This window comes from Ciceribacter sichuanensis, assembly GCF_024055605.1.
Taxonomy (GTDB): domain Bacteria; phylum Pseudomonadota; class Alphaproteobacteria; order Rhizobiales; family Rhizobiaceae; genus Allorhizobium; species Allorhizobium sichuanense.
On record NZ_JAMXLX010000001.1, the window covers coordinates 1,288,802 to 1,303,029 of the forward strand.

At 60.2% G+C, this 14,228-nt stretch carries 14 protein-coding genes and 1 tRNA gene; 5 read left to right on the forward strand and 10 right to left on the reverse strand.

Annotated features, from left to right (window positions below):
• Window positions 1–182 precede the first annotated feature (182 nt).
• From NBH21_RS06330 to hpaI, 3 genes are all read left to right on the forward strand, one after another.
• The gene (locus NBH21_RS06330) at window positions 183–1,355 is read left to right on the forward strand and encodes an MFS transporter (protein WP_250914726.1); all 1,173 of its coding nucleotides are present in this window, start codon (window positions 183–185) and stop codon (window positions 1,353–1,355) included.
• The gene (gene recX, locus NBH21_RS06335) at window positions 1,352–1,915 is read left to right on the forward strand and encodes a recombination regulator RecX (RefSeq protein WP_250914727.1); all 564 of its coding nucleotides are present in this window, start codon (window positions 1,352–1,354) and stop codon (window positions 1,913–1,915) included. Before NBH21_RS06330 ends, recX begins: the two co-directional genes overlap by 4 nt.
• A 99-nt stretch (window positions 1,916–2,014) precedes the next feature.
• Window positions 2,015–2,821 carry a 4-hydroxy-2-oxoheptanedioate aldolase gene (gene hpaI / locus NBH21_RS06340; RefSeq protein ID WP_250914728.1) on the forward strand — a complete coding sequence of 269 codons (807 nt, stop codon included), beginning with the start codon at window positions 2,015–2,017 and terminating at the stop codon, window positions 2,819–2,821.
• 285 nt (window positions 2,822–3,106) lie between these two features.
• Here the strand turns inward: hpaI and NBH21_RS06345 are convergent, their stop codons facing one another.
• The 8 genes from NBH21_RS06345 to NBH21_RS06380 all read right to left on the reverse strand — a co-directional run bounded on the left by NBH21_RS06345 (window position 3,107) and on the right by NBH21_RS06380 (window position 10,890).
• Window positions 3,107–3,427, reverse strand: coding sequence for a DMT family transporter (locus NBH21_RS06345; RefSeq protein ID WP_250914729.1), 321 nt, complete (start codon window positions 3,425–3,427; stop codon window positions 3,107–3,109).
• An 80-nt stretch (window positions 3,428–3,507) separates the two neighbouring features.
• Window positions 3,508–4,320 carry an MBL fold metallo-hydrolase gene (locus tag NBH21_RS06350; RefSeq protein ID WP_250914730.1) on the reverse strand — a complete coding sequence of 271 codons (813 nt, stop codon included), beginning with the start codon at window positions 4,318–4,320 and terminating at the stop codon, window positions 3,508–3,510.
• Entirely contained in the window at window positions 4,317–5,099 is a 783-nt protein-coding gene (locus NBH21_RS06355) for a TatD family hydrolase (RefSeq protein ID WP_250914731.1), read from the reverse strand. Before NBH21_RS06355 ends, NBH21_RS06350 begins: the two co-directional genes overlap by 4 nt.
• A 5-nt stretch (window positions 5,100–5,104) precedes the next feature.
• On the reverse strand, window positions 5,105–6,661 hold the full coding sequence (gene metG, locus NBH21_RS06360) for a methionine--tRNA ligase (protein WP_250914732.1): 1,557 nt from the start codon (window positions 6,659–6,661) through the stop codon (window positions 5,105–5,107).
• A 139-nt stretch (window positions 6,662–6,800) separates the two neighbouring features.
• Entirely contained in the window at window positions 6,801–7,829 is a 1,029-nt protein-coding gene (locus NBH21_RS06365) for a DNA polymerase III subunit delta' (RefSeq protein ID WP_250914733.1), read from the reverse strand.
• Entirely contained in the window at window positions 7,826–8,518 is a 693-nt protein-coding gene (gene tmk / locus NBH21_RS06370; RefSeq protein WP_250914734.1) for a dTMP kinase, read from the reverse strand. The genes NBH21_RS06365 and tmk overlap by 4 nt, the downstream gene beginning before the upstream one ends.
• A 112-nt stretch (window positions 8,519–8,630) precedes the next feature.
• Entirely contained in the window at window positions 8,631–9,788 is a 1,158-nt protein-coding gene (locus NBH21_RS06375) for a D-alanyl-D-alanine carboxypeptidase family protein (RefSeq protein ID WP_250914735.1), read from the reverse strand.
• Window positions 9,789–9,843: 55 nt separating this feature from the next.
• The gene (locus tag NBH21_RS06380) at window positions 9,844–10,890 is read right to left on the reverse strand and encodes a septal ring lytic transglycosylase RlpA family protein (RefSeq protein ID WP_250914736.1); all 1,047 of its coding nucleotides are present in this window, start codon (window positions 10,888–10,890) and stop codon (window positions 9,844–9,846) included.
• A gap of 330 nt (window positions 10,891–11,220) precedes the next feature.
• On the opposite strand from NBH21_RS06380, the gene NBH21_RS06385 reads away from it, so the two are divergent.
• A tRNA-Ser gene (locus tag NBH21_RS06385) sits at window positions 11,221–11,310 on the forward strand.
• 200 nt (window positions 11,311–11,510) lie between these two features.
• On the opposite strand, the gene NBH21_RS06390 is transcribed toward NBH21_RS06385, so the two are convergent.
• A complete protein-coding gene (locus NBH21_RS06390) occupies window positions 11,511–13,427 on the reverse strand; it encodes a phosphoribosyltransferase (protein WP_250914737.1) in 1,917 nt (638 codons plus the stop codon).
• On the reverse strand, window positions 13,387–13,947 hold the full coding sequence (locus tag NBH21_RS06395) for a hypothetical protein (RefSeq protein ID WP_250914738.1): 561 nt from the start codon (window positions 13,945–13,947) through the stop codon (window positions 13,387–13,389). The genes NBH21_RS06390 and NBH21_RS06395 overlap by 41 nt, the downstream gene beginning before the upstream one ends.
• Before the next feature lie 83 nt (window positions 13,948–14,030).
• Between NBH21_RS06395 and NBH21_RS06400 the strand changes: the two genes are divergently transcribed.
• Window positions 14,031–14,228: transposase (locus tag NBH21_RS06400; RefSeq protein WP_252759572.1), on the forward strand; the 198-nt coding region annotated here is incomplete at its 3' end.

The following is a 14,228-nucleotide window of genomic DNA, read 5'->3' on the forward strand; positions in this document are numbered from 1 at the left end:
GATCGCGAAAAAGTGATCGTCGGGAGGCGGATAAAAAGCGCTTCCCGAACAATGGGTGGCGGGATTTTCACCTCATGAAAGCGGGGATTTAGACGGGTTGCGGGGGCTTGCCCGCAACCGCGGTTTGTGCGACGCAATGCACGCACATTCCGTGTTCGCCTCCCGTTTTCCGGTCCTCCCCCATGCCTATTCTCGCGCCGCCGGCGCTGATCTTCTTTTGCAATTCCGTCCTGTTCATTTCCCTGTTTACCCGCCTGCCGGGCATTCAGGCGTCGATGCAGGTGAACAAGGCGACGCTTGGTCTGGCGCTCCTCGGTGGGGCGCTTGGCACAGTTCTGGCTTTGCCGATTGCCGGCAAGATCAACAACTGGCTCTCCCCACGGCGTACCGCCGCTCTCAGCCTTATGATCCTCAGCTTCGTGATGCCGCTGCTGGCGATCGTGCCCTATGCCGGTTTCGTCGCCTGCTTCGTCTTCTTCGCCTTCATCCGCACCATGCTCGACGTGGCGCAGAACATGATTTCCACCGGCATCGAGCAATCGAGCGGCGTCAAGGTGTTGTCGCGCAGCCATGGTTTCTGGTCGGTTGGCCTGCTTCTGGGCACGATGGCCTCGAGCTGGGCCGCAGGGCAGGGCATAATGCCGGTCGGGCATCTCGCCGCAATCGGTGTCTTTGTCTTCGTCTGTGCGCTGGTGGTTCTCAGGATCACCCCGGAGATGAGCAGTTTGACCGCTGCCAGATCGAGCGGAAACACGCCGATCTTCATCCGGCCGACACGTGGCATTCTTCTGGTCGCGCTCATGCTGTTCGGGCTGGCCATCATCGAAGGCGCGATTTACGACTGGGGCATGTTTCTGATCCGCGAGCGCATCACGACAGATCCGGCAAGGGCAGGGCTGCTCTTCGCCTTCTTCACCATCGGCATGGGCGTAACCCGCCTTTCCGGTGACTGGTTGCGCGAGATCTTCCGCCCCTCGATCCTGCTGCGCGCCTCCGCCGTCTCTGTCGCGCTGGGGCTCGGCATCATCCTCAATTTCGAGAACGAGTGGCTTGCGGCCATCGCGCTGGCCTTGATCGGTTGCGGGGTTGCCTTCAATTATCCGCTGGCCGTCTCCACGGTCATTTCGATGCGCAGCGTCAACTCGCCGGCGGAGAATCTTGCGGCGCTGTCCATGGTGATGCTGATCGCGACCATCGGCATTCCGCCTTTACTCGGCAGTGTCGCCGAACTCTACGGAATCGCCACCAGCTTCGTGGCGATCCTGCCTCTGACGCTGCTTGCGTTCTTCATGGCGCCGGTGTCCGAGGGGCGGGGCCTTCAAAGAGATGAGAACGTCGGACAAGAGGCGCGATGAACGAGGGCGACGACACAGAGGCCGAGGCAACGGTTCCGACCCTGCGCATGCTGGCTTGGGTGAAGAATTCCGCGGCTTACCGTTTGTCGCGCAAGATGATGACCGAGCACGAGCTTTCGACCGCCATCGCTCGCAAGGCACGCCAGAAGTTTGAAGGCATTTCCGAAGCGCAGATCAAGGCGCTGTCGCTTGCCGCCGTGGAATTCGGCCGGCAGATGCGCGCGCTGGACGATCAATCCTATGCCGAGGTAAGGGTGCGTTCCTCGACGGCTGCCGGTAAATCGCGGCGTGTCATCGCGCGCAAGCTTGCGGAAAAGGGCGTTGACCGCGAGATCATCGCTGACGCGCTGGAGGACACCGACGATTTTCGAGCGGCGCTTGTCTTTGCGCGCAAGCGTGCCTTCGGACCGTTTCGTCGCGTGGAACTGGACGAGAAGCGCAAGGCGAAGGAATTTTCCGCTTTCGCCCGCAACGGCTTCAGCTTCGAATTCGGCAGCAGGATCATGAACATGTCGTTCGAGGAAGCCGAGGAGTTGCTGGCCGAGTTGCCATTGGGGTGAAAAGCCGGGGCAGGTGCTAGCATCGGCGAATAGGAAGCTTGGCGGGAAAGGTGTAGACCGTTTCCCAAGCATCGCGACAACCAGATTCGAGGATATTCCATGCCTGCGCCGAAAAACCATTTCAAACAGGCCCTCAAGGAAAATCGGACCCAGATCGGCTTCTGGCAGGCGCTCGCCAATCCCTATACCGTGGAGATATCCGCAGGCGTCGGATACGACTGGCTGCTGATCGATGGCGAGCATGCGCCGAACGATATCCCGTTGATGGTCTCCCAGCTTATGGCGATGAAGGGCTCCAGGAGCCATGCGGTGATCCGTCCGCCGATCGGAGAAACACGGATTATCAAGCAGTTGCTCGATATCGGCGCGCAGAGCCTGCTGGTGCCCATGGTTCACAGCAGGGAGCAGGCGGAAGCCATGGTACAGGCGGTCCGCTATCCGCCGCATGGCATACGCGGTGTCGGCGCGGCCATTGCCCGTGCCTCGGATTTCAACCGTATCGAGGATTACGTTCAGACCGCCAATGACGAGATCTGCCTGTTGCTGCAGGTGGAGAGCCGGGCAGGCCTTGCCGCGCTCGATGCCATTGCCGCAACTGAGGGTGTTGATGGCGTCTTTATCGGTCCGGCCGATCTGGCGGCCGATATGGGCTATCTTGGCAATCCCGGAGCGCCGGAGGTGCAGGAGGAGGTCGAAAAGGCAATCCTGAAGATTCAGTCGCACGGCAAGGCGGCGGGGATCCTGATCGGCGACCTCGGATTGTCGAAGCGTTATGTCGAACTCGGCGCGACCTTCGTGGCCATCGGCAATGACGTGACGCTCTTTGCAGAGGCCGCCGCAAAGCTGCTGGCCGATTTCCAGGTCATCGAGGCCGCCAAGGGCTCAGCCGGCGCCAAGGTCTACTAGGCAACCGTAAGTTTGCTTGCATTTTCAGGTGTCTGAACCCAAAAATTCACCGTCGGCAACCGCGGCCTTCGGTGGACCCGGTCGAAAAACGTCCGGGTCCCATCACATCCTATTTTGCGATATCGTCCGGACCGTTCAGGAAATCCGCCCAACAGACCGTCCGGATTCGAGAGGCGAGAATGTCAGGATACCGCTCCAATCATACAAACAAAAAATCGCATAAGATAGATTATGGAACTAAAATCCATAAATCGAACCAGATGCTTATAGTTGCGCACCCGCCGATTAGCTATCCGTCGATACCTTCATGAGGACCAGACCCGCAACGATCAGGACTGCCGCAAGGATGCGCATGGCGCTTGCCTGTTCGCCAAGCACGATGATTCCAACGAGAAACGCGCCGACGGCTCCGATGCCTGTCCAGATGGTATACGCCGTGCCGAGTGGCAGCGTTCGCATGGAAAACGACAGCAGCAGAATGCTGGCGCCCATCGCGACCGCCGTGACGGCCGTCGGCACCACGCGCGTAAAGCCCGCGGATTGCTTCATGAAATAAGCCCACACGACTTCAAGGACGCCGGCCGCAACAAGGATGATCCAGGCCAAGATTGCTCCCTCCGATGAAAGGAAGTTGTTTGAAATCAATGTGATCGGGGCGTATTCTCAGGCGCGTTCGACATTGACGCCTAAACGTCGACTTCAAATGTCATCTGGTCGTAGGCCGGCTCCACATGCGGTGGTGTTTCAGCCAGCACGGTCTCATAATCGAGCGGCACATGCATATGCGTAAGGATGGCGCGCGCGGGCTTCAGCCGCTCGATCCAGCCCAGTGCCTGTTCCAGCGAAAAATGGCTCGGATGATGCCGGTATTGCAGAGCGTCGATGATCAGGACCGAGAGCCCGTCGAGCCTTGCAACCGTCTCGTCCGGAAACGCGCTGACATCGCAGCAATAGGCAACGTCGCCGATCCTTAGGCCAAGCGAAATGATATCGCCGTGTTGCTGCACCAGTGGCTGCAGCCGAATGGCACCGCCCGCGCCGTTGATTTCGATCGGCCTATCCAGATCCTCGATCACGACTGGTTCTACGATTGGCGGATAATTGCTGCCATCAGGTGTTTCGAGGCAATAGCCGAAACCCAGGCGAATTCGCCGCATGGCTTCGGGTTCGGCATGGATCGGAATGCGCCTGTTGTGCGAAACGAAATATCCGCGAAGATCGTCGATCCCGTGCAAATGATCCGCATGGGCGTGAGTGTAGAAGACGGCGTCGATATGCTGAACCTTGGCAGCGATCATCTGTTCGCGAAAATCCGGGCCGGTATCGACCACCAGCGTCGTCATGCCACCGTCAGGACCGATCTGCTGGATCAGGAAGGACGCGCGGGTGCGCCGGTTGCGCGGGTTGTTCGGATCGCATGCGCCCCAGTCTCCGTTGATGCGCGGTACGCCCGGAGACGACGAGCAGCCAAGGATAGTGAAGCGCTGCCGATAACTCATGCAAGCCTCGGCATCTTGGAGAAGATGCGGAATGCATTGTCGGTCGTGATCCGGGCCATCTCTTCGAAGCTGACGCCCATGGTTTCAGCCAGCACTTCGGCGGTATTGACCACGTATGAAGGCTCGTTGCGCTTTCCGCGCCAGCGCTTCGGCGCGAGATATGGCGCGTCGGTTTCTACCAGGAGCCGGTCGAGCGGCAGGCCTCTGGCGATATCGCGCAACTCGGTCGACTTCGGGAAGGTCAGGATGCCCGAGAACGAGACGTAGCCGCCGAGTTCTATGCCGGTCTTTGCCAGCGCCTCGCCGGAGGAAAAGCAATGCAGGATGAAGGGGAAGGCCCCCTTCCCTGTTTCTTCCGTCAGGATGGCTGCCATGTCGTCATCGGCGCTGCGGCTGTGGATCACCAATGGCAATCCGGTTTCACGCGCGGCCGCGATATGGCGCAGAAGCCCGGTCTTCTGGTCTTCGGGCTTCTGGGTGTCGTAGAAATAATCGAGTCCCGCTTCACCGATTGCCACGACCTTCGGATGGGCCGAAAGCCGCACCAGATCCTCGGTGGTGATATCCAGTTCTTCGTCGGCATTGTTCGGATGGGTTCCGACCGAGCAGAACACGGTCGGAAAACGCTCGCTTAGCGCCAGCAGCGTGTCGAGTTTCCTGACACGGGTCGAGATCGTCACCATCTGAGCGACGCCGGCTGCGTGAGCCCGCGCGACCAGTTCGTCGCGCTCGGATTCGAAGTCGGCAAAGTCGAGATGGCAATGGGTATCGATCAGCATGGCGGTCAGGCCTTCGCGTCCGTTTCAGGCGCCACATAGCGCGGGAAGACCGGCGTCGGTGCATCGAGCACGGTGCCGGGCGTCAGACGACCAGCCTCGCCAAGGAAGGCGAAGCTGCGCTTGTCTTCCGGCACGGCGACGAGATCCAGCAGCTTGGCCGAGGAGGCCGGCATGATCGGCTGGAACAGGATGGCGATCTGGCGCACCACTTCGGCCGTGACGTAGAGCACGGTCGCCATGCGGGCCGTATCGGTCTTGCGCAGAACCCAGGGCTCCTGAGCGGCGAAATAGCGGTCGGCTTCGTTCACCGTGCCGATGATCGTCGCGACGATCTTGTGTATCGCCAGACGGCTCATTTCTTCGCGGCAAGTGGCGATCATCGCGTCGGCGGTCGCCAGCATGGCCTTGTCGGCGTCCGTCAGTTCGCCCGGTTCCGGGATTTTCGCATCGCAGTTCTTGACGATCATCGACAGCGAACGGCTGGCAAGATTGCCGATGCCGTTGGCAAGGTCCGCATTGATGCGGGTCGCGATCGCTTCCTCGCTATAGCTGCCGTCGTGTCCGAAGGAGACTTCGCGCAGCAGGAAGTACCGCACCTGATCGAGACCGAAATGGTTCACCAGGTTCGCCGGATCGACCACGTTGCCGAGCGACTTCGACATCTTCTCGCCCTTGTTGAGCACGAAGCCATGGGCGAAGACCTTCTTCGGCAGCGGCAGGCCGGCGGACATCAGGAAGGCCGGCCAGTAGACGGCATGGAAGCGGATGATGTCTTTGCCGATGATATGGACATCGGCCGGCCAGTATTTCGCCCGGGGGCCGTTCTGGTCGGTCAGATAGCCGGTGGCCGTGATGTAGTTGGTCAGGGCGTCGACCCAGACATACATGACGTGCTTCGGATCATCCGGCACCTTGATGCCCCAGTCGAACGTCGTGCGTGAGATCGAGAGGTCCTTGAGGCCCGACTTCACGAAGGAAACGACTTCGTTCTTTCGCTCGACCGGACCGATGAATTCGGGCTGGTCCTCATAGAGCTTCAGCAGCTTGTCCTCATAGGCGGAAAGCTTGAAGAAGTAGCTCTCCTCTTCAACCCATTCGACCGGCGTGCCCTGCGGTCCGTAGCGAACGCCGTCGGCGCGCACCTGGGTTTCGTCCTCGGCATAGTAAGCCTCGTCGCGCACGGAGTACCAGCCGGCATAGCTGTCCTTGTAGATGTCGCCATTGGCGGCCATCCGCTTCCAGATTTCCTGCGATGCCTCGTGGTGGCGGGGCTCTGTCGTGCGGATGAAGTCGTCGTTGGACGCATTCAGCATCTTGCCCATCGCGCGGAATTCGTTGGAATTTCGCTCGGCCAGCTCTTCGGTCGAGATACCCTCGGCCCGCGCCGTCTGCTGCATCTTCTGGCCATGTTCGTCCGTTCCCGTCAGGAAGAAGACGTCCTTCCCGTCGAGCCGCTGGAACCGCGCCATGGCGTCGGTCGCAATCAGTTCGTAGGCGTGGCCGATATGCGGCTTGCCGTTCGGATAGGCGATGGCGGTGGTGATGTAGAACTTTTCGGTCATGGCTGATCTTGTTGTCCGCGTCGATTGCGCTTTTATGAAATCATGCCGCTCTTAGAGCATTCTTGCGCCTTTAGAAACAGCAAGTTTTGCGAACGGCAGGCGTGGCGCAGGCGCATAAGACCCGGCGCACTGCCGCCATTCAGGCCTGCGATATGGCCGTCAGGGCTTCGAGAATGGTTTGTTTGCGATCCAGATTATAGGCGCCGGCCGTTGCAAACTGTTCGTTGATCGAGGTCGAAAGGCGCGCATAGCGCTCCGCCCGGCCAAGATCGCCGCCAATCGCCAGCCGCCGGGCGGTCTCCACCAGATATTCGCTCAGGTGTTCCGAGAAAAAGCCGAAAGCAACTTCCCTGTCCTTGCCGCTAAGGGCATCGGCAAGCTGGTGCATCGTCTTGCGGGCTGCCGGACCTTCGCCGGTCAGGATCTTCTCGAAGGCCTCGATGATGTCGGCCCCCCCGTAATTGACGATCTTCAGCGCCTGCGCCACGCTTCCCTTGGCAAGTGACAGGACCGCTCCAGCCTGCGCCTCGCCGATAGAAAGGCCGAGTTGCCCCAGCGCCCGCCGCATCGCATCTTCCGGAAGCGCGTCAAGCTTCAACGGCAGGCAGCGGGAACGGATCGTCGGCAGCAGGCGTCCCGGCGCATGCGAAAGCACAAGGAACATCGCCCGCTTCGGCGGCTCCTCAAGGATCTTGAGGATGGCGTTCGCCGCGTTGCGGTTCAGGTCGTCGGCCGGGTCTATGATGACGATGCGCCAGTTGCCGGTGCCTGATGTCTGCGAGAAAAAGTGCCCTGCCCGCCGCACCTCGTCCACCGTGATCGCGCTCTTGGCGCGGCCCGTCTTCTCGTCCACCGGCCTGGTCAGATACAGGAGATTGTGGCTGGCGCCGCCCGCGATCTGCCGGCTGACGGATGACTGAGGATCGGGATCGGCGATCCGCTCCGGAGCGTTCAGCGGATCGGGATTGGAGAGAACGTGATTGGCGAAGCGGAAGGCGAGCGTCGCCTTGCCGATTCCTTCCGGCCCTTCGATCAGAATGGCATGATGCCCCTTGCCCGACCGGTAGGTTCCGGCGAGAAACTCCTCCGCTTGCGTGTGGCCGAAAAGCTTCGTGTTCAGGGCAGGTGCGATGGCCCCTTCCAGCACCCCGTAGCGTTCTTCGCTCATTGCGCGCCGACCTGCTCTGTGACGGCCCGTGCCTTCAAGGTCAGAAGTGGCTCGATAAGCCCGAGAACATATTCGCCGATCTCGGCGACGGGGCGCTCTGCATCGACAACGCGACAGCGCTCCGGCTGGACGGCGGCGATATCGAGAAAGGCCTGCCGCCGCTTTTCATGGGTCTCGACCTCTTCCTTCTCGAAGCGGTCCGGTTCGGTGGTATTGCCGAGATGCGGCTGCAATCGGCCGCGCGCACGTTCGAGGCCAACGGACGCTGGCAGATCGAAGATCAGCGTCAGGTCCGGCACGATGCCATCGACGGCGACCCGTTCCAGCGCGTCGATGAAGTCCGGCTCGAGATTGCCTGTGACACCCTGGTAGACTCGCGAGGAATCCATGAAGCGGTCGCAGAGCACGACGAAACCTTTGGAGAGCGCCGGTCGGATGACCGTTTCGACATGGTCGTTGCGGGCGGCTGCGAAAAGCAGGGCTTCCATGCGTACGCCGTAGGATTCGGCCGCACCGGACAGCAGCACATGGCGTAATGCTTCCGCGCCGGCCGATCCGCCAGGCTCGCGCGTGGTGATCACATCGAGACCACGGCGTCTGAGCGCGTCAGCGAGCCGGCGGATCTGGGTGGACTTGCCGGCCCCCTCTCCGCCCTCGAAACTCACGAACAATCCCTTATCGCTCGACACTCTCTCTGCTCCGCCCTTTGCGAATAAATACTAATATAGATGATCTATGCCTCAATAGCGTAATCGCCATATCAGTTAAACTGTAAACCGGCCTGCAAAATTTCGGGTTAGGTCAGAGCCAGAAGAACAGAAGTTCGAAGACCGCATCTAAAGCTTTCTGGCGCAGCGTCCCCTCGCCCACCGTTTCCGCGCTTTTTAGCGCCAGTTCACGCAACGGCCGTTCGCCCGAATAGATCGTCAGGTTGCCGACATCCGCGCCTTCGGCCACCGGCGCCCTGAGCGGCCAGTGATAGACGATCTTCGCCTGCAGCCGTTCGGGGTTGTTGATCGGCACGTAGACATCGACGGGAAGCGGTGTCACCAGCGCCACCTTGCCCTTGTCTCCGCCATAAACGCTTGCCTCGCCGACCGTTTCCCCGGCCTTGAACAGGCTGCGCATCTCGAAGGTCGTGAAGCCCCAGTCCAGCAACCGGTTGGCTTCCTCTGTGCGCTCCTTGTCGCTGGCGACGCCGTTCATCGCCAGGAAAAGCCGCCTGCCCTGCCGCTCCGCAGATGTTACGATGGAATAGCCGGACCCTTCGGCAAAGCCGGTCGCAAGGCCGTCGGCGCCGGATGCCAGCATAGGGTTGCGGTTGCGCTGGAGGATCTTGTTCCACTCGAATTCAGGCTGCGACAGCAACCGGTAGAAATCCGGATAGGTCGCCTGCAGATGGCGCGCCAGCCGCATCATGTCAGAAAGTGTCGTCCGGTTGTCCGGATGAGGCAGGCCGGTGGAATTGGCGAAATGGCTGCCCGTCAGGCCGAGCGTCTTTGCCCGCTCGTTCATGCGTTCGGCGAACTTTGCTTCGCTGCCGGTCATGCCCTCGGCAAGGATGATGCAGCCATCATTGGCCATCTGGATGGCGATGCCCTTCACCAGATCCTCGACGCGGATATCCGATTTCAGCGCGGCAAACATCGTCGATGTACGCGAAGGTGCGCCGCCTGTGCGCCACGCATATTCAGAAACCCGATAGACCGTATCGAGGCTGATCTCGCCGCGCTTCAACGCATCGAACACCACTTCCAGCGTCATCATCTTGGCAAGCGATGCCGGCGGGAAAGGTGTGGCTTCTCCCTTCGAAAGCAGGACCGTGCCGGTTGAAGCCTCGGCCAGCAGCACCTGTGCCGCCTTCGTCTCGAAAGTCGGGCTGGGCGCCTTCTGCGCCACGGCGCCTATCGGTATAAGAAAACCCAGGAGGAGGACGGCAAGGGCAAGGCTCTGTCGCATGGTCCTCTTCTGCTGCTCCTGCCTGCATCAGCGCAGGCATACTCGACGATAGCGTTCAGCGACCGCCGGAAAGCTTGGTGGCGCCGCGTCTGACCGAGGCGAGAATCGATGCCTCCGTCAGGCCGTCATTGCGCACCATAATGGCGTCGAAGGCAAGCGCGGAGCGAGGAACGGTGGCGCCTTCCGCATAGGCAGACGCGGGAACACCGGCCGGCAAACGCAGGTAATGGCCGTCGAGCGGGCGCGGATAGGGCATGGGGCCGAATTCAGGCAGGAGGACAAACTGGTCGAAGGCGGCCACGGCCGGAGCAACCGACTGCGCGACCGGAACCGGCCCGCCGGACGGGGTCGGTCCGGCAAGGCTCGTCTGGATCGCGGGCGCCTGAAGCGTCATGCTCTGCGGCATGGTGTTCTGGGCGGAAGCGACCATCACGCCGCTGGCAATCTGGCCCTGCGGATTGATGGCCGGGAAGCGGTCGCCCTTCTTGCTGTAGGAGGCCATCAGGTAGGGCATGTCGTTGCCGTCCATGCGTGCCGGGCCGACATATTGCACGCGCACCTTGCCGGTGCCGCTATGGGCCATGTCCAGCATGTCGGCGGTCTTGTTGGAAAGGTCGATGATACGGTCCGAATGGAACGGACCCCGGTCGTTGATGCGCACGATGACTGACGTGCCGTTATCGACATTGGTCACGCGCGCATAGCTCGGCAATGGCAGCGTTGGATGCGCAGCGGAGAGATAGTACTGGTCGTAGAGTTCGCCGTTCGCCGTCAGACGGCCGTGAAAGGCCGAACCGTACCAGGAGGCGACGCCGACCTTGTCGTAGTTCGGATTGTCGTCGGGAACGTAGACCTTGCCCTTCACGGTATATGGCTTGCCGACCATGTAGCGGCCGCCGCCCTTCGGCACCGGGCCGCCGGCGACGAGGCGCGGGCTCGCCTTCACGCCGTATTCCGATTCGGAAAAGTACTCCTTGCCGTGTTTTTTTGGTTTTTTCTGGTTACTGGTCGTGGAGCATGAGGCAACGGAAACGCAAAGAAGTGACAAAGCGAGCCATTTGGCTCCGATGACCAGAGATCCGCCGCCTGTCTTGATTTTCATGTGTCCCACTTATTCCATAAGTCCTGCCGCGGCGTCCCCTGCCGCTGCCGGGAAGAAAGGCCGTTTCCACCCGACTGGCTAACTGCAATGGTAAGAAGAAAGCTTTGACAACGTGGCGGAATTGAGAAAAATCTGTGCATACCGTCGCCATAGTTTTTTCATGGTTAATGTTCGGTAAATAAAATACTCCGGTGAGATGGATTGTTACTCGCCACCATCTTCACAACGCTTTCGCAGCGGGCTATCACCGAGGCAGTGTCATTGTTCGTTGGAGCCGGACGTAAATCCGGCTTGCCAAGTGCTGTTGCTTTGAGCATAAGGCGAATTGCTGGAGAGGTGGCCGAGCGGTTTAAGGCACCGGTCTTGAAAACCGGCGTAGGTGAGAGCCTACCGTGGGTTCGAATCCCACCCTCTCCGCCATCGCCCTTTCTCACGGCGTCTCTTGCCGTTTCTTTTGGCTTTGAAATCCCTGTCGTTTCCGTGCTTGGGTGTCTCAAGTTGTCTCATGCTGTACAGTGCCATCTCCGCAATTCGGGGGTACTAGTGTCTGTATGTTTCGACGACTGGATCGCGTCTCTGGCGCCTAAAGTACGGGTTTCGAGAGAAAGAAAAGCTTCTCTCTATCGGTGCATATCCGGGGGCAGCCGAGAATACGTCGAGAGCTGATCATCGACACTGGATGCCGGGCCGACGAATCGGTCACGCGCCGCAGGCGTCAGGGATGCCCTCGTGTCGCGTCCGTCATGGCCTATGGCCCATATCGCGTGCATGCCGGGATGCGCGAGGGCGGCGATGTCGGCAAGGCTGAGCGGCGTATTCTGCGGATGGTTGTGGATGACCAGCGCATTGCGATCCCGGTTCATCATCGCGCCGAACAGCTTGTCGTTCATGCCGCTGTAGTTCTTGCGGCCAGCGGAGCCGTACTCGATGATGGAACCATCGCCGTCGATCGCCATCACGTATTCATGACCGGTGCGGCGGCCAGCGTCGAGTACGGACGCCCTGCCCCAGTCATAGAGCGCGGTTCCACTATCCCGCGCCGGCGGCGGCATGGATTTCAGGTCGCTATCGGTTCTTGTGGCAGGATCCGGAGCCTTCGCAGTGATAGGCTTCTCGACGCCGGTTTGTGCATCGGTTATACCCGCCGTGCCGGTCCTTCGGCTCTCTCTGGCATCCGAAGGTTCAGCAGGGGCGGTGCCTGGACTAGCGTCCCTGCCGGCAGCGATAATGTCGCTTATTTCTCGCTGTTCTTCGGCTCCAGATGCTCGAACGCCTTTTTGAAATAGGCGCCGTTCTCTTTCGCTTGCCGCCTTAGCGACTCGATCTCTAAGGGTGTCAGCATCTCTGACATTGAGGAGGAAGTTGGCTTCGTCGCCGGTGAGCGCGGCAGGTTCGACGCCGAAGGTTTCTCGTACAACATCACCGAACCTCCTTTCGATCTCTTTGACCTGCGACTTGGTCGGCGCAATATGCAGCGTCCTGGATGCATTGACAAGGGTGACCACGCCTGCGACCTCGCCACCGTTTGCGCGGATATGGTTCGCCATCTCTGCCAGCGTGCCGCCCATGACCGAAACATCATCGACCAGGACGTATTTTGCTCCTGCCCTCATCGGACCGGAGAAGAGCGGTCTGCCAAGCAGACGATCAAGAGGTCGCGCACCGGTGTGATACGCCCGGGAAGATTGCACGATGTCTGTGTCAGCAGTACCGCCCGTCACTGCTGCGAGGAGCCATGACAAAGCACCAGGTATGGCATTCCGCCCCGTCGCCTCTTCCGCCATCGGCGCGACGAACACGACGTCTTTCCCGAACGCTGCCTTCACCTGATTGAGTATTTCCGGCTTCGTCACCGCCTCGACCAATCGTGCTGCCGCGGGCGCGTCCCCGGCCTTCGCGGCGGAATAATCGGCGTGAGCCTTGATAGGCACGTCGTTGCGGTAGGCGTAGATGCTGGCCGCACCGGCAGGAATGCCATGCGACCTGACTGCCGCATCCGGGTCGCTCCCCTCCTGCAACTGCGTTGCGGCATTAGGGGCGGTGCCAAGACTATCGCCCTTTCCAGCATCGGCATCATCATTGGAAGGTTGTACACCCTCCCCATTGTCATCTATCTTGTCTTTCGGCGGCGATGCCGACGCAGACCGGTCGGCCCCCAAGTCAGCAAGACGGCGTGAACTTTTCTCGCTGCGCCGCCCCCCTTCCTGAAGCGGCGTTGCAGTATCGTTTTCAGCCGGCTGTTGGACTTCCGACGTAGGGCCTGCTATAAATTCATTTGGCGGCGGGGCAGAGGATGCGTCTGCCCAGATATCGAGGAGCCGGAGTGTAGAACGCTCCTCGCGCCGCTGTCCCTCCAAAAATGCTGAAATAAGCCAACGCTTTGTCTTGCCGTCCCAGTCCAGTCGGACGCCCGCTGCGCTTTTGCCTGATGAGGCGAGTTTAATTCTGTTATCGCTGCGCGATACAACATTCATTTCTGACAGCACATCTTGCAGGTCAGGCAGGACCTCCGGGTGCCATGCAATGAGCTTCGCCAAGCCATAAGCCGTCACTTCTGTCGTTGCCTTCCTTGCCCCACACCAGATCGATGGGACCGACATCCTTATGATGCAGCGCGCCGATCGCATCGCCGTCCTGTCGCCGTTCCAGCTCAAGCGCCGCCTCCCGCCAACGGCCTTCGTATCCGCGCAGGATGGGACCGAACGGTCCTTGCTCCTCAACCTCGTTCGCTATTTCCTGGACCCCACTCACGTTTTCTATTATGGTCGCGGTCGGCGGCGGGGCTGAGGAAGCGTCAGCCCAGATATCAGCAAGCCGGTCTGTTGAACGCTCGCTGCGCCGCGCCAAAAGCTTGTTCTGATCCAGTTCCCATTCTATATTACCTTTGCTCTGGTCCCAGGGATTAAGGGAATTCGTTTCGACGAATGACGTGCTGGGCCCGGTGCGTTCCCAGAGTGCCTTCTTATTCTTGAATTGGTCGCTTCGGATCGGCGTTGTCGTTTTGACGTCATAGAAGTCGGCATTGGGGGATGGCTCAAGCCGCACGATAAGCTTCACTAGGCCCAATCGACATTCAGGATTCCCAAATCGCTTGAAGCCTGATTCATAGGACACCGTGTTTTGATCACAGAGGTCTCTGGATGGCAGCCAGTCGATATGAATTGAGCGATGTTCAGTGGGCGAGGATTGCGTCGTTATTGCCCGGCAAAGTTGGCGATCCGGGGCGCACTAGCTCGGACAATCGGTTGTTTATCAATGGTTGTCTTTGGGTATTGCGCTCCGGCGCACACTGGCGTGATCTACCGGAACGGTATGGCAAGTGGAAATCGGTGCATAAG